Source organism: Leptospira stimsonii (genome assembly GCF_003545885.1).
In the GTDB taxonomy this organism is placed as follows: domain Bacteria; phylum Spirochaetota; class Leptospiria; order Leptospirales; family Leptospiraceae; genus Leptospira; species Leptospira stimsonii.
Genome location: NZ_QHCT01000001.1, coordinates 134268 through 153910 on the forward strand (window position 1 = coordinate 134268; position 19643 = coordinate 153910).

Annotated in this window: 17 protein-coding genes and 1 pseudogene; 7 read left to right on the top strand and 11 right to left on the bottom strand. The window is 42.7% G+C overall.

All coding sequences use genetic code 11. The features are described from left to right. Positions 1-25 precede the first annotated feature (25 nt). On the top strand, positions 26-1567 hold the full coding sequence (locus DLM75_RS00610; RefSeq protein WP_118966641.1) for an LA_3751/LA_3752 family putative glycosyltransferase: 1542 nt from the start codon (positions 26-28) through the stop codon (positions 1565-1567). A gap of 42 nt (positions 1568-1609) precedes the next feature. On the opposite strand, the gene DLM75_RS00615 is transcribed toward DLM75_RS00610, so the two are convergent. Continuing rightward, entirely contained in the window at positions 1610-2794 is a 1185-nt protein-coding gene (locus DLM75_RS00615) for an acyltransferase family protein (RefSeq protein ID WP_118966642.1), read from the bottom strand. Between the two features lie 294 nt (positions 2795-3088). On the opposite strand from DLM75_RS00615, the gene lepB reads away from it, so the two are divergent. Continuing rightward, the gene (gene lepB, locus DLM75_RS00620) at positions 3089-3670 is read left to right on the top strand and encodes a signal peptidase I (RefSeq protein ID WP_174715063.1); all 582 of its coding nucleotides are present in this window, start codon (positions 3089-3091) and stop codon (positions 3668-3670) included. 71 nt (positions 3671-3741) lie between these two features. After that, a complete protein-coding gene (locus tag DLM75_RS00625) occupies positions 3742-4932 on the top strand; it encodes an acyltransferase family protein (protein WP_118966644.1) in 1191 nt (396 codons plus the stop codon). Here the strand turns inward: DLM75_RS00625 and DLM75_RS00630 are convergent. From DLM75_RS00630 to DLM75_RS24575, 10 genes and pseudogenes are all read right to left on the bottom strand, one after another. Next, entirely contained in the window at positions 4929-5711 is a 783-nt protein-coding gene (locus DLM75_RS00630) for a hypothetical protein (RefSeq protein WP_118966645.1), read from the bottom strand. The genes DLM75_RS00625 and DLM75_RS00630 overlap by 4 nt on opposite strands. A 56-nt stretch (positions 5712-5767) precedes the next feature. Further along, positions 5768-7150, bottom strand: a complete 1383-nt coding sequence (locus DLM75_RS00635; protein WP_147456592.1) for an Lcl C-terminal domain-containing protein — start codon at positions 7148-7150, stop codon at positions 5768-5770. Positions 7151-7373: 223 nt separating this feature from the next. Then, positions 7374-7880: a thioredoxin-like domain-containing protein gene (locus DLM75_RS00640; RefSeq protein ID WP_118967899.1), complete on the bottom strand. Its 507-nt coding sequence runs from the start codon at positions 7878-7880 to the stop codon at positions 7374-7376. A 473-nt stretch (positions 7881-8353) separates the two neighbouring features. Next, entirely contained in the window at positions 8354-9253 is a 900-nt protein-coding gene (locus tag DLM75_RS00645) for a decaprenyl-phosphate phosphoribosyltransferase (protein ID WP_118966647.1), read from the bottom strand. A gap of 87 nt (positions 9254-9340) precedes the next feature. Beyond that, positions 9341-10108, bottom strand: coding sequence for an ethanolamine ammonia-lyase subunit EutC (gene eutC, locus DLM75_RS00650; protein ID WP_118966648.1), 768 nt, complete (start codon positions 10106-10108; stop codon positions 9341-9343). A 4-nt stretch (positions 10109-10112) separates the two neighbouring features. Next, a complete protein-coding gene (locus tag DLM75_RS00655; RefSeq protein ID WP_118966649.1) occupies positions 10113-11501 on the bottom strand; it encodes an ethanolamine ammonia-lyase subunit EutB in 1389 nt (462 codons plus the stop codon). A gap of 42 nt (positions 11502-11543) precedes the next feature. After that, positions 11544-11942, bottom strand: a complete 399-nt coding sequence (locus DLM75_RS00660; RefSeq protein WP_118966650.1) for a type II toxin-antitoxin system VapC family toxin — start codon at positions 11940-11942, stop codon at positions 11544-11546. Further along, complete coding sequence (locus DLM75_RS00665) at positions 11939-12196, bottom strand: type II toxin-antitoxin system VapB family antitoxin (protein ID WP_118966651.1); 258 nt, start codon at positions 12194-12196, stop codon at positions 11939-11941. The genes DLM75_RS00660 and DLM75_RS00665 overlap by 4 nt, the downstream gene beginning before the upstream one ends. A gap of 247 nt (positions 12197-12443) precedes the next feature. Beyond that, on the bottom strand, positions 12444-14066 hold the full coding sequence (locus DLM75_RS00670) for a TrkH family potassium uptake protein (RefSeq protein WP_118966652.1): 1623 nt from the start codon (positions 14064-14066) through the stop codon (positions 12444-12446). A 134-nt stretch (positions 14067-14200) separates the two neighbouring features. Next, positions 14201-14390: pseudogene (locus tag DLM75_RS24575) on the bottom strand (hypothetical protein). Between the two features lie 27 nt (positions 14391-14417). Here DLM75_RS24575 and fusA point away from each other — a divergent pair. The 4 genes from fusA to DLM75_RS00690 all read left to right on the top strand — a co-directional run bounded on the left by fusA (position 14418) and on the right by DLM75_RS00690 (position 19643). Then, a complete protein-coding gene (fusA, locus tag DLM75_RS00675) occupies positions 14418-16538 on the top strand; it encodes an elongation factor G (protein ID WP_118966653.1) in 2121 nt (706 codons plus the stop codon). Between the two features lie 114 nt (positions 16539-16652). Continuing rightward, positions 16653-17315, top strand: coding sequence for an LIC_10271 family cell wall hydrolase (locus tag DLM75_RS00680; RefSeq protein WP_118967900.1), 663 nt, complete (start codon positions 16653-16655; stop codon positions 17313-17315). A gap of 16 nt (positions 17316-17331) precedes the next feature. Next, a complete protein-coding gene (locus DLM75_RS00685) occupies positions 17332-18582 on the top strand; it encodes an amidohydrolase family protein (RefSeq protein ID WP_118966654.1) in 1251 nt (416 codons plus the stop codon). A gap of 8 nt (positions 18583-18590) precedes the next feature. Then, the gene (locus DLM75_RS00690) at positions 18591-19643 is read left to right on the top strand and encodes a tetratricopeptide repeat protein (RefSeq protein WP_118966655.1); all 1053 of its coding nucleotides are present in this window, start codon (positions 18591-18593) and stop codon (positions 19641-19643) included.

Consider the following 19643-nt stretch of genomic DNA (forward strand, 5'->3'; position numbering starts at 1 on the left):
AAGGAAATCGGCTTAACAATAACGTATGAAAATCGGAAATCTCTCTGATAAATTTAAAAGTCCTCGTGCACGTTCCTTTTTCAATGTGGTTTTTTTCGTATGTATATTCGTTTTTTGCTTTTCTACGACTTATTATACGTTACCGAAATCCTCTTTTGCCGCCGATAGTTTGGTAAAAATTTTGCAGGCTAAGGGCTGGGTAGAATCCGGATTTCAATCCCAATCCGTTCATTATCTCGGTAAATCGATCGACCCCGCTTACAAATACTTTTTGATCGACACTTCAACTTCTCGTCCCGGAGAAAAGATCACTCCGTTTCCTTTCGCAAATACAATCATTACCGCTCCCTTTGTCGCATTCGGCTTTCCGGAAGGTATTATCTATCTTTCCGCTTTTGTCTTTTTCTTCTATCTGATTTTACTACTTAGAATTACGAAACTTTATCTGATTCCAATCGCTACAATCTTCGGAACTCCCTTGTTGCATCATTTTATCTCGTTCTCCGACGTTTCCATCGCCGCCACCTTGGTTCTATTCGGAATTACATTTTTGTTAACCGAAGATATGTCGTTTAACAAAAATCAACTCCGTTTGTTTTTTTCGGGAGCTTTAATGGGGATCGCTTGTTGGTATAGACCGGAAGTGATCATTCTCACGTCCTGTTTCTTATTCTCTAATTTCCTAATTCCATTGATAAAAGCCAAAACGATTGAGAAGGAGGTTATAAGAAGGAGTTTCGTCTTTTCATTCGGATTTTTGATCCTTTTTTCGGCTTTCATAGCCTACAACTGGGTTCATTACGATTCTATTCTCGGACCAAGAGTTGAATCGAATCGATCCATTCTGCTCTTTGATTGGTCGACGAAATTTGGAAGTATCCGAAGTCTTCTGATCAACGGCAACGGAAGAGTTGGTCTTTTCGGTTATTCCGCTTGGTATCTTTTCGTGATCGGATTTTGTTTATGGAATTGGACAAAAATCCGGGAAACTTCGCAGATATGGATCATTACGTTTTTAACAAACTTGACGCTCGTTTGTATCTTGACTCCAAATGATTCGAACATCGATTGGGGTTCGAGATATTTCACTTGTAGCGCCTTCGTCCCTCTTCTTCTACTAAAAGAGTTTCAACAAATCAAGATTGGAAAACCGATATTCCAAAAATTCTTTCTTTCGATATTGGGAATTCTAATTCTATACTCTCTGAATATAAATCATAAAGTGATCCGAACGATGAGAAGAATTTCTCATCAATTAACGCAGATTCAATCTTCAATTCCTTGGAGTGAATCAAAAGTTTTCGTTACTCATAGAAATAACATTGCAAATACGTTCGGATTGAATTATCTCAACCAGACGATTCTATTGTTACCGAGCGTAGAAGATCTGAACACGATCGTTTTAGAAAATCAAAAAGTAAATTTCGTTCTCATAGAGGACGTCACGGATAATAGCCTGAGCAAATACGCCAGAGAACACTTTCAAGATCGTTATTCCATTACCGAAATAAAAAAAGAGGGAATCGGCTTGATCCTACTCACGGAAATGATTTCCGGAAAAAAATAATCAAACCAAGGGTTCAAGATTCAACGATCATTGAACTTGAAGTCATTCTTTACGTAGTTTATTTTTCAAACTCAGAAACGGATATTCCACCAAAAAGTAAGAAAGCAATGCGAAGAGGATCGCATACACGAGACCGGTACCGAGCGCCGTTGAGAATTCAACCCAAGATATCGTGTCCGTTCTCACCTTAAGTTTTACGCTCGCAAAAAAGATCGCAACCATGTGCCAGAGATACATTCCGTAGCTCACACGTGCAAACGGAGCAAACACTCTGGCTCCTAAAAATTTCCCAACCCAGGAAAGCGGATGAATACTCGCGAGCATCACCAAAATGTAACCTATATTCGAAAAATTAAATCGGAAGACTGTGTAATATACGGAAAAGGAATAGGGTACAAAGCTAGTTACCAAAAGACAAAAGATTCCCAGAAATAGGAGCGATAATTCTCGCGTCCGATTCGGATTTTGAGGAATGATATTCCAGTTCTTATACAATTCAAACGCAAGAATTCCGATCACGATAGAATCGTAACGCGTGTGAGCGGGTCTATGAAAGAGAGAATCGAAAACCTGATACGGCTGTTCCCCCGCATTAAAATAATAAACAAAAAAACGAATCAATGGGGCTGACAAATATAAGGCGGCGATAAACGTAAGTCGCGGTTTTTTTGATAAGCGAAACAAGATTAAATAGCAGATTAACGGAAATACCAAATAGAACTGTTCTTCCAAAGAAAGCGACCAAGTATGAAAGTGTAAAGATTTGATATAATTAGAAAGATAGAGCGCATCGTAGATCCATCGATCAATCGCCTCGGCAAAGAGCGGCAAACTTTCGATCACGGCCGGATCCGTGGATTGACTCATCGCTTTATATTGCATTTTTGCAATGAGTAAAGTGATGAATACAAGCGCATAATAAGCCGGGAAAATTCGTAGGCTTCGACTGATATAAAATTCTTTAAAATTTACGGAACCGGTTTTTTCCCAATTCCTGTACAAAACGCCGTAAATTAAGAAGCCGCTCAAGACAAAGAACAAGTCTACGGAGGATGTGAGGTTACTAAAAAAAGTATGAATGACTTTCGAATCACTCGGAAGGTGTGCATTCAGTCCATCATAAAAATGGAATATAAATATGATCAACATTGAAATCGCTCTAAGGCCGTTTAACGAATCCTTTTCCCAAATTCGTTTTTCAAAAAGTGACAAGAACGCTGCTTTCATTTGACCGAGATCCTAAATTATTCGATATTTCATAAAAAAATATTGAGTAAAGTCTGTAAATCAAATTGTCTGTAATGCGCCCTTCTGAAATTTCTTGATAGATCGTGACAATGTATTTTCTCGAAGAATCATTTTACTGATAGCTCGAAATATACCCAATAAAACGATCATTCAAAATTTCCCGCGAACGACTTCATAAAAAAGGAGAAGGGAAAATTCGTTCGATTCAGGAAGTCACGTTCTATTTTTGACTTTTCCTTACGGATCTTACGATGGATCCTGTTCCAGTCTCTTATGAAAAGTATCGAAAAAGAAGGAAAGATCGCCAAAGCTCTCTGGAGAATTTCTCCGATTCTCCTTTCCCTTTTAACGATCCTTCTCATGCGGGTCTTTCTCTTTCAGATCTATTTTATCTCAGGCTATTCCATGGCCCCTTCTTATAAGGAAGGCGATTTGATCTTAGTTACCAAATGGGGTTTTCCCGCTCGGATCGGAAAATGGGAATTTTCTTTCTTGGAAGGTCAGGTGAGTAGATTCGACGTCTTAGTTTTGGACGGATTGGAAGAAGAACTTAGTTTAAAAAGAGTTGTAGGTTTGCCGGGAGATTATTTTCGTTTTGAGAACGATCGAATTCTCATCAACGACGGACCTCTTCAGGAAACATTTTTAAAACCCGGTTTCAAAACGATCGCACCTTCCCTTTCTATGATTCCGATGACCGCCGTTAAAGGGAACGTTCCGATCGGAGACGCAGGAAGAATTCCCCCCGGTTACTTCTTAGTCTTAGGGGATAATCGTGAAAACTCTACTGACTCCAGGAATTACGGATTGGTTCCCTTTCAAAAATTGAGAGGTAAGGTTTGGCTCTTTTTGTAAGAGCCCGAATTTGTTAGAATAACGAGATGATGTGTAAAAGCGTAAATTAAGACACGGGTATTTTAAATAAAATGAATATAAAAGAATACTGTTTTTCTATATTCCATAAAAAGGAAAACGAATACGAAAATCTGAATGGAATCAGAGCGCTTTCCATTCTTTTCGTTGTCGTATTCCACGCTTGGGTGACTGCGAAACCGATTCTCCCGGGAGATCAGGATCCGTTGCGTCTTTTTCTCGGTTCCCTTTCTTCGGGAGTGGATTTTTTCTTCTTACTCAGCGGGTTTCTGATCTACGGCGGATTGTTTCGAGAACACGAAAGAAATGGAAAACTGGAAATCAAACAATTTTTTATCAAAAGATCTCTTCGTATTTTTCCGGCCTTTTATTTTGCTCTCGCAATCCTCTATTATAGTAAGGCTCAACAGCTCGCAAAATTAGAATCCATTCAAATCGATAACGCTCAAATTCTTTCCTTGATAGAGGAGACAAAAATTAGGATGGAATATGTTTGGGTTGATATATTCTACCTTTCCGATTTTTTTCCTCATTATCTTTACAACGGTGGTTGGTCGCTCTCAATCGAAGAACATTTCTATCTGATTCTTCCGTTTCTTTGCTCGGTATTTCTGTTCCGAGTAAACATGCAGATTCGATTCTTTTTTTACTTCATCGGATTTCTCACCGCGTTCCTAGTCCGAATGAATCTTGCGTTTCCTTCGAACATGGACGCCGCTTATAATTTTCATGCGAGGTTCGACTCGATTCTTGCCGGGATGGTCGTCTACGAGATTTTTCATCACTTTCCATTGACGACGGAAGGAGTTGAAAAATATAAGAGCCGAATCGTTTCCCTTTTAATGATTGCGATTGCGGTCGTAATCTTTGCACATCAGATCGATCCGGGGACTTCCTGGGCGCTTGTTTTTCGGCCCGTCCTGCTTTCCTTTGGATTCGGAGTTCTTATGTATTTTTCCTTCTTTCCCGGCTTCCTAAAAAGTTTTTTCAGTCTCTCCGTTTTCAGACCATTCGCTCGGTTAGGATATACCGCTTATCTTTGGCATATATTCGCGATTCCGATAGCGGCAAAAAAAATTCTACCTTTGTTGCAAGCGACACCGACGGTTGGAATGTTTTTACTAACGAGTCTTTACTTGATTCTTGTTACGTTCGTCATCTCTTGGTTCTTCTTTTTGTTAATCGAAGAGCCGTTTCTAATACTAAAAGATAAACTCACTGGAAGACAAAAGAAATTGAGTTAAACTTTCGGATCGTCGGTTTCCCTCAAAAGTAATGCGTCGTCGAATTCGGAACCTCGATGTGGAAAGGCCTGTTCGTAAAATAAGGCCGCGAAGAGTTCGAAGTCCTCATCGACTTCGAGAGAATTTTGTTCCCAGAATTCGTTTCTTCTTTTGATCAATACGGAAATGGTTTCGTCTTCGAGAGAAAATTCTTCTCCCGCCTCGTTTAACTTTCGAATCAACCAATTCAAATTAAAGATCGTAAAAGGACCTAAAAATTCCAGAGTCGCAACCGTCGGCTCTCGTTTCATCAAAGCTTCTGTGTGGAAGAGAGGAATCCGAAGATCGTAAGCGTCCCCGCTCTTTAAGTATTGTTTATAATTCGTTGAAATCGATTCTAAAAAAGGAAACGTATTGAGATAACTGCTCCGAATCAGATCTTCCTTTTCCGGATGTTGAAAAAGAACTTCTATGATATCGATAAATTCTCCCTTCGTAATCGCTTCTCTCAAAATTTGATCCGCCGGTTCCGGTCTTGGAACGGGATCGATCAACTTTACGAAAAGATATTTCACTTCATAAGCGAATCTTGATTCTCGAGGAATATAATATTCGATCCAGATCGGTTCTTTGTAGTATTGGATGAGTTCCGTTTTAGGAAGGTCGGGAGTGACGCTGAGCGACTTTAGTTTCTTAACATCGTCCGTGATTACCTTTTGCCCTTCTACTCTCGTCCTAGATTTCTTAATCTGCCGGAGTTCCGACTTATTCAGAAGAGGTTTTGGTTTAAAAGGCTCCATACACTTACATATCGGTAAAAAGAGATTCGAATCTGAGCTTGCTCAAAGGATAAAACTTACGGCCCCGTCGCAACACAACGAACCGCCCCCGTTGCCGCTTTCGAAATACTATCCACATATCCCGGTCCAAAATCGATCGTCCATGCGTTTAACGGATTTGTGTACGTAGTCGAAGTCCAATAATTTCCATTGAACGTTCCCGGGAAATAAACGGTATTGAGAATTGGATTTGCAAGACTAAGATTCGTCAAACTTCTCAGTTCATTGATGGAAGGCAGACGCCAGACTCGACCGGACAAACTCGATGAGTTGCAGGTGAGAAGAGCAGTGGTCCAATTTGGAAGCGATACGGCTCCTATCGCGCATCCGCTTCCCGATAACCCCGCGCTACACTGTGCCCAGATCAGACCTGTGTTTACGTCCGTCACAGTAGAATCTCCGTTGTCTTTGAAAAGTGGACTTGGGATCGTCGAACCGGAAACACAACGAAGTGGATTCGTATTTCCGTTTATCGTTTCGCGCACGACCCCATCCGTGAAGGAAACATACCAACTGTCCGTTGTGTTCAAAGGAAAAAAAGGAGTAGAAGTCCAATGACCGGAGGCGCTCGTCGCGGGAAAGAAGGACGCGTAAGACGCGGGGTCGGATCCGTCGTAATTCAAAATCGTACCCAAATCTTTTACACTCGGAAGTCTCCAATTGGTTCGATTTGCATATCCGCTTCCCGCATTGAGATTGGAACATGCTAAGTCCGAAGCAACCCAACTCAGCGAACTCAAAGCCCCGCTTCCACAGGCAGATCCGGATAAACCTTCGTTACAACTCTTCCAAATCAAACCGGTCAAAAGATCAGTGGTCGTATAATCCGTTCCGTTTATCAAATTGGGACCGGAAAAACTAGGTGTGGATCCATTTTGCAATTCTCCGTCTTGTTTTGTACCGGCGCAAGCGATCGCGAGTCCGGCGGAATCGGAGCACACGGTTTGCCCTGTCTTCAAAGGTGCGGAACCGAATAGAATCAATTCCAAAGAATACGTTAAACTTCCGGAAGAATTCGAAGCCTTAATCTGATAGATCGTGTCGACTCCCGCATAACCGATGTAAGACCCGGAAATCAATCCATTGAAAGAATCCAAAACGACTCCCGTGGGAAGCGCAGGGGAAACGGTATAACTCAAACCGGTCCCAACGACACTCGGAACCAAACTGATCGGACTTCCGTTCGCAAAAACCGCTTTAGGGTAAGAGAAGGATTGCGGCGGAGGCGCACAAACCGGAAATAAATTTCCCGAAGCGGAACTGAGGATCGCCGCTTCTAAGAAAGTGTCAGAAGAAGGATCGCACGCATTTTCCGGAATCTTTTCCTTACAACTGGAAAGTAGAATAAAAACAAAGAGGAATGAAAGAAGAATGGATCGAAAGGAAAAATCGGTACGCATTGAAAGTTGAATTCCTAAGAGAAAATCGCCCTCTATAGAAATGGATGAAAAAAAGATTCTTTTTACAATCAATATCTGAAATATCGGAATCTTTTTTTGGAAAAATATTTCCAAAAAAACTACGTTTGAGCCTAGGTTAAAAAAAAACCGTTTTCTACGCCTTAGAACGATTTGATAACTAAATGCAATAAATTGAATCTATTCGGATCAGACAGTGAACCAATTAAAAGAAAAAAGAAGAGATCCAAATTCTTAGAAATAAACTGAGAGGATTCATGATTCCGGTATCCGCAAATCGGATCACACCGTTTCTGTCTAAAATAAAAAACGCAGGAAATGCGTTCACTTTCCATTCATTTAAGAATTTAGAATTTCCCGGAATCACTTTGAATCGTATGTCCCGTTCTCGGATATAATTGGAAAGTTTCAGAGCGTCTTCTCCTTCTTCTACGGATACGAAAGAGAATCGATCGCTCTTTTCCAAAAGACCGGAATACCATTGAACCAAGGGAACATTTGTGGAACAGACTCCGCACCAGGTCGCCCAAAAGTAAACGACGGAAACCCGATTTTGAGAATCGAATTTTTCTCCGTTTGTTTGCTCCATCCCGTTTAAGGAAACGGACGGTTTTAAATCGGAGGCCTTAAAAACGGAGATTCCGATTGTGATCGTAAGAAAAAGAAGAATCCAGAATGCGATGTTTGCCGTTTTTTTTATAATGTCTTTCATAATGATATCTTCGCTTGGCAATCGGAATCGTTACAAAGTTAGATTTCCATTCTTTAGAACGAAATTTTCATCGAAACGTTTTTTGCCTTTGTACTTTTTTCAAAAATGTGAAGTAAGAATCTCGAATGCATTCTTCAACATCCCGCTTCAGAGTACGATTTGATTTCGAAGAAGATTTTTTGAATAAGAATTGATCCAAATCCGTAAAAGAAAATTCGTAAGAGTTCCTACAATCGTCTTGTTTTTTTGTTCCATTCAACGTTTCGAAAGGGAATCCCGTCGACTAAAACGCAGGAGTTCCCACAGTTTTGGTTTTCGGATAAGCATTGGTTTTAAATTCTTATAGGAGTTCCTACATTCGAAAAACTTGAGAAAAGTTCTAAATGATTTCTGAAACCGTTTCCCCGCTCTTCTGAAAATGGACTTCTTCTAAAATCTTGGAATCAAAAAAAGGAGAGGAACCTTCAAAAAAATCAAAGATCGAAACGAACGCCTTTTCCGAAACCGGAATACATAATCGCGATGACCAACGCCACCCAAATCGCGCCTGCGACCAAAACACCCCAATCGGAAAGAATCGCCTTCGTAGGGTTGTGTCCCATATTCTTAATATAAATGATATAAAGGGATCGAAAGATCGCATACACAACGATCGGAATCGTATAGATCATCTGATCGGTTCCGAGATTCGCAATTGTTGTCGGGCTCGTCACGTAAAGGACGTAACTCATCAGAGTCATCGTTGCTACGATTCCCAACATCATATCCAAAAAACTCGTGGAATATTCGTCCAAAATTTTTCTGTGACTTTTGGCGTTGCCTTCCAAAATAATGAGTTCTCCCCTTCTTTTGGAAAAACCCCAAAAAAGCGCCAACATAAATGTACAAAGAAGTAACCAGGAGGAAAAAGAAACATGAATGATCACAGAACCGGCGATCGCTCGAATCACAAAACCGATACTGATGCTCATCACGTCCAAGATCACCATATGTTTTAGAAACTTACTGTATAAAACGTTAAAGACGAGATAAAAGGCGACCAGTGCGAAAAAGATCGGGTGCAAAAGATAGGCGAGAATCAAGGACAAAGGAAGAATGATCGCGGTAATAAATAAGGCAAACGAAGGATCCAATTTCCCCGATGCAAGCGGTCTGTGTTTTTTCTCGGGATGAAGCGCGTCTTCTTTGCGATCCAAATAATCGTTGATCACATATTGACAACTAGCGACGAGTGAAAATAAAAAGAAGGCGGAGACGACTCTTTGAAGAGATTCCGGATCGGTTAATTTTTTTGCAAATATAATGCCCGCAAAAATGATTACGTTTTTGATCCATTGATGGATCCGGAGCAATTTCAAATACTGTAAGAGCATACTCGGTTACATTCCTTAGAAACCCTCAATTCATCAAGGAAAATCCAAGAATGGAAAGGAAACATATCGTTTGTAATGTTCGAATTTCTATTCGATTTTACGATTCTCCGAAAGAGAAGGAGCTTCTTCGTCTTTGAGGTGGACTCCTGAAAGTTGTTTCCGTAGCGAAAGATCGAGGAGATACAAAGCCTTTCTGGAAGCGTCCGAAAAGGACATTCCTTCGGGACGAATGTTAGAAATACAATTCCGTCTTTCATCGGTAAGTCCGCTGGAAGGATGATAAGTCAAATAGAGACCTAAGCTATTTTCCGTGGAAAGCCCGGGTCTTTCTCCGATCAAAATAATGACCGCCTTTGAATTCCAAAATTCGCCGATCTCGTCTCCTATGGCAACCCTTCCGTTTTTGACGATTGTGACCGGACTCATCTTAATTTTAGAATTTTCCAAGGAAGGTAAAAAAATTTCCAGAAAGGGAAGAAGAGAATCTCGAATCGCGCTCGCAGAAAGTCCGTCCGAAATCACGAGGCTTAAATCGAAATCCTTGGAAAAATTCGAACGACTTTCCCGCAATTCTTCTAATTTTTGAAAACTTTGCGAAGAAACCTTTTTACCCAAATCGGGTCTGGCTAAGTATTCTTCTCTCGAAATCGCTTTTGACTGAATCACAAGAGAAGGAATTTTCCTTTCTGAAAAAAAATCAGAAACAGCGGTGAAATCGACTTCCGCCCAAACCGCGTCCCTTGCTCTGGCGTGATCCAAACGAAATCGAAGAATCTCCTTTGTAGGAAGCGAAACTCCGGCGCGCCCTAAACCGATCCTAGCCGTCGTCCATTGTTTCCAGTCTTTCCAATCCATTCTCTTAACCAGCCAACGTTTCCAAGTCAGATAAAAGTCCCGTTTGGAGTTTTTGATCCAGAGGAATCAAATTCGAATCCAGAATTCCTTTTTGGGTAAGCCATTCTTCGAATTCCGGTGCAGGTTTCAATCCGAGCACTTGTCGGAGATACAACGCGTCGTGAAAGGAAGTGCTTTGATAAGAAAGCATCACGTCGTCCGCTCCGGGAACGCCCATGATATAATTGCAACCAGCAACTCCCAAGAGAGTGAGTAACGTGTCCATATCATCTCCGTCCGCCTCCGCGTGATTCGTGTAACAAACGTCGACTCCCATGGGAAGACCGAGAAGTTTACCGCAGAAATGATCTTCCATTCCTGCTCGGAGAATTTGTTTACCATTGTAGAGGTATTCAGGTCCGATAAAACCGACGACCGTGTTCACAAGAAGGGGGGAGAATTTTCTGGCAACCGCATAGGCTCTTGTTTCCAAGGTTTGCTGATCCACGTCATAGTGCGCGTCCGCAGAAAGTCCGGCGCCTTGTCCCGTTTCAAAATACAGAACGTTCTCACCGATCGTTCCGCGTTTCAGGGAAAGAGCCGCGTCTCGCGCTTCTTCGATCAATTTCAAATCAACTCCAAAACTTTCATTGAGCTTTTGACTACCGCCAATGGATTGGAACACAAGATCCACCGGAGCTCCGCGTCGAATCAATTCAAGAGTGGTCGTGATATGACTGAGCACACAACTCTGAGTGGGAATTTCATACTTCTGAATCAGCGCATCCAAAAGATTGAGGAGAGAATGTACGGAAGGAAGATTGTCCGTCGCCGGATTGATTCCAATGACTGCGTCGCCGCTTCCCAAAAGAAGACCATCCAAGATTCCTGCGGAGATCCCTTTGAGATCGTCCGTCGGATGATTGGGTTGCAATCGAACGGAAAGTCTACCCGGAAGTCCGATCGTATTTCTAAATTTCGTAACTACTCTGCACTTCTTTGCAATGCTGATCAAATCCTGAATCGAGCAGAGTTTGGAAACAGCGGCGGCCATTTCCGGAGTGATTCCAAAGGCGAGCTTTCGAAGCACTTCGGAATCCGTTTTTTCATTTAATAAGAATTCTCTGAATTCACCGACGCTGAGAGAAGAAATCAATGTAAAGGCGTTTGAGTCATGACTGTCGACGATCAATCGAGTCACCTCATCTTCCTCATACGGAATCAGAAGTTCCTGCAAGAATAAGGTCAAGGGAAGATCGGAAAGAATCAATTGAGCCGCGACTCGTTCTTCATAACTCGTAGCTCCGATTCCCGCTAAAATATCTCCTGAGCGAAGCGGACTAGCCTTTGCGAGTACGCTTTTCAGATCAGAAAACTGATAATGTCGATTTTGAATTCGAATTCGATAATCCACGGCCAGACGTTCTTCTTTTCCAAACGAACTGCAACCAGAATTTCAAAAGGTCTTTGCGCGCTCCACATCTGTGTGAAGAAAATCTTCTCCCTTAAACAAAAGAGGCGCTCGTTGATCCTTCGCAAGCGCGTACGCAAAACAATCTCCGAAATTCAAACCCGCAGGATGTCCGCTTCCTTTCCCGAAATCTTTGTAAGCGTCCCGAGCCAGTCGAATTTGTTCGACGGTCACCGGTTCCAATGAAATTTTCAATTTTGCGATGGCTTCATCCAACAAGCGGGAAAGTACCGGATCTTTGAGGCGATCGGTTCGAACCGCGGCCTCCAAATAATTTGCAACCGACATTCGAGAATTCGGAGTAGAAACGATCGAGAGGACAAATTTTTCCTGTTCTTCTTCTTGGAGAAGAATCGCGAGCAGTGCGGAAGTATCTACGATCAATCCGGCAATCCTTCTTGATTATAGAGCTCTTCCCCGTGATCCAAAGAAGAAAACGGTTGTTGAATCCGTTCTCGAAAACGACGAGAGATTTCATAGATCTCATCCAAAGAAAAATGAACGTTCAGATTGTGTTCCATCCGATCTAACCTTTCCCGAAGTGCATTTGTGATGGCCTCAGTCAGCGTTTCCCCCGTCAGCGAGGCTAATTTTCTCGCTAATAAATCCGTTTCGGGGTCTTTGATGCTGAGCGCCATATATACTTCTTCCTTCTCTATATATACTTACATACCTGCTCTTCTCTTCAACTCTTTTTCGATCTCCCATTTTCGGAAAATCCCGATAAACTTTCCTTACGGAGAATCGTCTTTCATTGGGTTGAAAATCAAAGGTCGAATCAAAATCGATTCTTAAAAATGGCTCTTCCGGTTTGGATCGAAGTAGGATTTCCCTTCCTGAGAAGGGTCTGTTTGCAAGAATTAAGAATGAGAAAGCGAAGAATTTTTATCCGACTTGAATCTTCAAGCCGTCGTCCTTACTTCCCAAATCTCCGAGTCCGGAGTGTCCAGTGAAGGCAATCAGAAGAGTAAAGGTTCCGACTCGCCCCATGAACATCAGAGCGATATAAAGATATTTTTCAATGTCATTCGTGTAAGGGGTCATTCCAAGACTCAAACCGACGGTTCCAAAAGCGGACATGACTTCAAAGAAGATCGTTTCGATTCCGTGTTTGTTTCCATTCGCGAGGGTAATCAAAAACATAAAGATCACGAGAGAAATCGTCGCGAGAAAATAGATTCGAGTCGAAATCGCGACCGAATTCTTAGAAACGTCTTCTCCCCAAGCCTGTACTCGAGTCTGAGGACTAATTACATTTTTCAAATATAAGATTAATATAAAGAACGTCGTGATCTTGATCCCGCCGGCGGCTCCTTGAGGGCCTCCTCCGATAAACATCAAAGAACAAAGAAGAACATACGTCGCACTTCTGATTTCGGTAATATCGAACGTGTTAAAACCGGCGGTCCTTGAAGAAACGGATAAGAAGAAAGAATTAAACAACTTATCCGCAAAATCCATCTTCCCGATCGTTTCCAGATTGTTGTATTCAATTAGAAGAATCGAAAGTCCACCGATATGAATCAAGATCAAAGATCCGAATACGATGATGCTCATCTGCATCCGATTCGCGTCTCCGAACAATTCTTTTCGATACACTTCCAAACGTTCTTCCAGACGAACGGAAGTCGCGATCACAAAGATAAACCATCCGGGAGGATCCACGCCCAAAAGCATCGTTCTTCGCATCATAAACGTCTCGGTGACGGTTTCGATTTTGCTCATGAACTTCTGAATAATTTCCAAGATCGATTTTTCGATGAAGATAATCACTGGAAATCCGATTCCACCCATTACGATTAAGAATTGGATGATCAAAAGAGAAATCGGATCTTTCGCAAGAAAACTCAAATCGTCCACGATAGAAAAGCCCGCGTTGTTAAACGCGGAAACCGAAGTGAACAAACTCAAAAAAAATCGGTTCGGAGTTCCAGGAAGGCGATCCGTCTCCGGCATATAAAGGTAAAGAAGAATCGCACCGACTGCCTCGATAGAAAGAGAAATATTAAAAAGTGAAAGAAGCATTCTTCTAACGTAGGAGGCTTCCGCTTCCGACTTCTTCTTACCGGGAGCGACTACTCCGGAATGATTGTGCCCCTGATTCTTCTCTCTCATTTTTTTCGCAAGATGAGCGTCCGTTGCCTCGTAAACAAAGGAAGCCAAACGTGTACTTCGAGAAAGACCTCTCACGACTAAGACCCCGATCAAAACCGTGAACGTTATGATTCCCAATCCACCGATCTGGATGAGAAACATCATAATCAGCTGAGTCGGTCTCTGGAGTTCCGAAAGAAGAACAGGAGAAAGTCCGGTGACGCAAATGGAAGAAGTTGCGATATAAAGGGAATTGGTATAACTGAGGCGACCCGATTCGGTAACATAGATGGCAAAGGAGCCGGCCAGAATCGCCATTGCAAATCCGAGACAAAGAGTTCTTGCAACCGACAACAAAAGAAATGCTTTCGCGATTCGATTTACATTTCTTTTAAAAAGTTTCAGTGGGTGCATAAGAACCTATTCCCAGCGAAAAGGAGATTCCGATTCTCCAAACGAATGGATCAAATAAGAATCCGGGTGCCTTCGACCAAAAAAGAATACTTCTTGGTTCTCAACCGCAAGCTTTCCAAAATCCGTTCTCGATTTCAAAAAGGGTGAAATTGACCTCTGGGATGCAAAAGATCATATTTTTTCCAAATCGTTAACCGGCAAATGAAAAACGACTCCAAAGCAACTGATTCAATGATTTAGATTTACAAATCCGCTCTTTTTTGGAATCTGGTAAATTGAGGGACTTTCTCCAAAGCTCCCCGTCGGTGATTTCACCGAATGGATTTGCAATCTTTTATAAGAGGAATGGCCATGAGCACTGCTGTTGCCGAATTCAAACCGAGCGAAAAACTCATTAAGACCAGAAACATTGGGATTTCTGCCCATATCGATTCCGGGAAAACGACCCTTACCGAAAGAATTTTGTTCTATACGAACAAGATTCACGCCATTCACGAAGTTCGTGGAAAGGATGGAGTCGGTGCAAAGATGGACAGTATGGACCTCGAAAGAGAAAGAGGGATCACCATTCAGTCCGCGGCCACCTATTGCCAGTGGAAAGATCATACGATCAACATCATTGATACTCCGGGTCACGTTGACTTTACGGTAGAAGTGGAACGTTCCCTTCGTGTTTTGGATTCTGCGATTCTCGTTCTTTGCGGAGTGGCCGGAGTTCAGTCTCAGTCCATTACCGTAGACCGCCAGATGAGACGGTATAACGTTCCTCGTGTTGCCTTTATCAACAAGCTGGATAGAACGGGAGCCAACCCTTTCCGCGTTATCGACCAGCTCAAAGAAAAATTAAAACACAACGCCGTCCCCGTACAAATCCCGATCGGTCTTGAAAACGACCTCAAAGGGATCGTAGACCTTGTAAAAATGAAGGCCTACTATTTCGAAGGAAAAGACGGTATGGACATCCAGGAAAAAGAAATTCCGGATGATCTGAAAGAACTCGCACAAAAGAAACACGAAGAACTTTTGGACGCGGCTTCTATGTTCTCGGACGAATTGACCGAAGCTCTTCTCGAAGGAACTCCTACCGAAGAAATGATCAAAAGAGCGATTCGTACTGGAACCATCGAGCTCAAAATGACTCCCGTTTTTATGGGTTCTGCTTTCAAAAACAAAGGGGTTCAAAAACTTTTAGACGGAGTTTTGGATTACCTCGCAAGCCCAGTGGACGTTAAGAACAAGGCATTGGATCAGGCAAACAACGAAGAAATGATCGTTCTGGAATCCAATTTCGAAAAACCATTGGTTTGCCTCGCATTCAAACTCGAAGACGGACGTTATGGTCAGCTCACATACGTGCGCGTTTACCAAGGAAAACTTTCCAAAGGTATGACCATCTACAACATGTCGAATAACAAGAAGCATAACGTCGGTCGACTCTGTCGAATGCATTCCGATGAGATGGAAGATATCGACTACGCGGAAGCGGGCGACATCATCGCTCTTTTCGGTATCGACTGTGCTTCCGGGGATACGTTCACAGACGGAAAATTGAAAGTTTCCATGGAATCGATGTTCGTTGCCGCTCCGGTAATTTCACTTACGATCGAAGCAAAAGAATCGAAACACTTAAACAACTTGGCGAAAGCGTTAAACCGTTTTACCAAGGAAGACCCGACATTCCAAACCCACGTGGATCCGGAATCCGGTCAGACCATCATCAAAGGGATGGGAGAACTTCACCTCGAGGTTTACATCGAACGTATGAAACGCGAATACGGAGTGGAATTGATCACGGGAGCGCCTCAGGTTGCGTATCGTGAAACGATCACTACGAAAGCGGACTTTGATTATACGCATAAAAAACAAACCGGTGGTCAGGGTCAGTTCGGTCGTGTTGCCGGCTACATGGAACCGATCCCTCTCGAAGAATCTCTGAATTACGATTTCGTAAACAAGGTCGTAGGTGGTGCAATTCCGAGAGAATACATCCAGTCCGTAGACAAAGGATTCAAGAGTTGTTTAGAGAGAGGATCTCTGATCGGCTTCCCGATCATCGGAGTTCGTTGTGTGATCAACGACGGAGCTTACCATGATGTGGATTCTTCCGATATGGCGTTCCAGATCGCGGGCCGTTATGCGTTCCGCCAAGGATTCAACAAAGCGAATCCTCAGATTCTGGAACCGATCATGAAAGTAGAAGTGGACGGTCCTTCCGAGTTCCAAGGAGCGATCCTAGGCTCTCTGAACCAAAGACGTGGTATGATTCTCAACACGACCGAAGAAGATAACTACTGCAAAACAGAAGCGGAAGTTCCTCTCGCGGATATGTTCGGATATTCTACCGTTTTACGTTCCTCGACTCAAGGAAAGGCCGAATTCTCCATGGAATTCTCCAGATACGCTCCGGTTCCAAGAAACGTAGCGGAAGAGTTGATGAAAAAATACAAGGTTCATCAAAAAGACGAAGATTGATTTTTCACGGAAAGATCTTTCCTACCAAAGGGAGCCTCAAAGGGCTCCCTTTTTTTATCTCCGAACCGATTCCTGAATGCAGTTCCTCGCTCACTTTTGCCGATACTCAAAGAAATGAACCGTGCGTTTCGGAGATTCTTAGTTTTACTTTTTTTTACGACCACCTTTTCGATCTTTGCCGCTGGGTCGCAGAATCTTACCGTTTACAACGTCCAAAGAGGAGACACTTATTATTCTTTGGGAAAGAAGTTCAACGTAGATTATCATAAGATTATGGAATGGAACGGTAAAAAAAAGGACGATCCCTTGATTCCTGGAGAATCCTTAAAGGTGAAAAAACCCGTAACTCGGGAGAATGAAAAACTCGCCTCGAAAACTCCAAGAACGATTAGCAAAGAAGAGTTTCCTGATTCTTCCAAACCTCATCTTCGTTTTCCTCTCAAAAGCAGACCTCCCGTTCAAACCGTTTTTAGCAAGTTAAGCTTTGCTCCGCACAAGGGTGTTCTTTTCAAAGCTTCAAGGCAGAATGAGGTTCGCCCCGCTTCTCCCGGAAAAGTTTTGGTTGTGGATGAGATGGAAGGATATAAGAAATACGTAATATTGGAGCACAAGAACGGATATTCGAGTGTCTACGCAAATCTCAAAAGTGTATCCGTCACCGAAGGAGAAACTGTCGATTCTTCTCGAATCATCGGTTCATTGGAATCCGGAAAGGGACTCTACTTTCAACTGAATCGCGGAAGCTCCCCCGTGGATCCGGGCTTACAAATTCAGTAAAGAATGTAATCAAAAAATGGAATACGAACTCGTAAACGCCTGCATTGTAACTAAGGATCAATGGATTCCGAACGGAACGATCGTTGTAAAAGACGGAGTCATCTCCTCCGTCAATTCCGGTGGTCCTCCTGCCGGAAATAGAATTCGTTTGAATCTCAACGGACTCTATGTTTATCCGGGTTTGATCAACGCTCACGATCACCTGCTGAGCACCTATCTTCCAAAAGTGGCTCCGAGCAAGCCGTATTTAAACTGGCTCCCGTGGGATAATGATCTCAAGTCTTCGATCGTCTTTTCGGAAAGACAACAATTGGAACCGGAACAACTCTATCTTTTAGGCTCATTTAAGAATCTAATCTCCGGTGTTACGTCTGTTCAAGATCATATTCCGCACTTCGTTCAAGATCCTTTTGTAGGAAACGTTCCCGTAAGAATTCTCAATCGTTATTCTCTTTCTCATAGTATCTGTACCTATTCTTTGAATTGGGGAGACGGACCAAAAGAAGAATATGCAAAAGCCCTAAAAGACGATATTCCCTATATCACTCGAATCGCGGAAGGATTCGATTCCGAATCGAGAGATTCTCTCAAAGCGCTGAGTAAAATGGATTGTTTGAGTGAACATACCGTTCTCGTTCACGGCGTCGTCTTATCCGAGTCCGATATCGCGCTCATCGCCGAAAAGAAGGCTCATTTGGTTTGGTGCCCGGAAGCGAATCTATTTCTCTACGAAAGAACGACCGACATTCGAGATCTTCTCAAGCACAAAGTGAACGTCTCTTTAGGAACGGATTCGAGTTTATGCGGTTCCTTGAATCTTTTGGAAGAAATTCGTACAGCGAGAAAATTTTATCAGACCGAATACGGAGAAGACCTTTCTCCCAAAATTCTTTTTGAAATGGTGACGACAAACCCGGCAAAGGCATTGCGAGTCGAAAAGGAAATTGGGAGCATCGAAGTCGGAAAAAAAGCGGATTTGGTGATCGTATCTCGAAATTCAGAAGATCCCTATACGAACCTCTGCGAATCCGACCTAAATAGTATTCGTCTTGTCCTAAGAGACGGCGTTCCCGTTTATGGGGATGTTAGTTTGGAAACTTTTTTCGAAGAATCCGGCGCGGACGTGGAGAGAATTCGCATAGAGGACACAGAAAAGTATTTAACCGGTTCTCCAGGAAAACTCCTGGAATCGCTTGCCGTCTCCCTTGGTTATAAAAAGGATTTGGCATTTTTCCCCGCACAGAAAGAATTTGATAACTTTGAGTAGGTAATCATTTGGCCGGTCCGATCATCAGAAATTATAAAGGCGGATCCATCATTTATTTTGAAAAGGATAAAGCGGAGGATATTTACGTCCTGAGAAATGGGCGCGTCATCCTAACATTTCCGGCATTGGACACCGGACAAGAAGTGAAAGAAGACGTCCGGATCGGAGAATTCTTCGGAGTCAAATCCGCGCTCGGAAAATACCCTAGAGAAGAGACCGCTCAAGTCATAGGCAACGCTACCATTCTCGTTTTCAAACCCAATGAGTTTGAACAATTTGTAGCGGAGAAAACCCACCTCATTTTGAAAATGATGAAAGTTTTTTCCAGTCAGCTCAGACAAGTTCATAAAAAGTTGAAAGAGATTCTGGGGCAATCCGACACCAGAAATCCGGCTTTCGAATTGATGAACGTAGCCGAAGTATTCTATAAAAATAACAATCTTCCGCACGCAGTCTACGCGTTTGAAAAATATTTACAGCACTATCCGGGAACCACATATTCCGGTCGTGCGACGGAACTTTTGGAACTTGCGAGAAGAGGAAGTCCCTTTCCCCTCAATATGCCTCCGCTCGTTTACGAAGGCGGAAATAGGGTTTCTCAGGAAACGCTCCAAAACATCATGAAACCCGCAGTGGAAAAATCCTCGATAACGCAAGGAGTGGATAATTCCATCACGTCGCTTTATAACCGGGCTCATACATTGGTGAACGTTGGGAAACACAGTGATGCGATGACAATTTACAAGGATCTACTCAATCGAACGGATTTCAAATTCGACTCCGAGAAGAAGTTGGTGGAGAATTCTCTTTTTCAACTCGGAATCTGCCTTATGAAAACGAACGATCTCGACAACGCGAATTCTTCCTTTTCCACCTATATCAAAAAATACCCTTCGGGAGAATCCATCAAAGAATCCCTTTTTCATTTGGCGGAAATTTCCGAACTTCAGGGAGATCGTCAAAGAGCAAGAATGCTCTATGGAAAGGTGGCTTTGCTTCCTCCGGAAAAAGACAGCATTTCTCAAAAGTCCAGACTGAAAGCAAAGGAGATGAGCACCTGA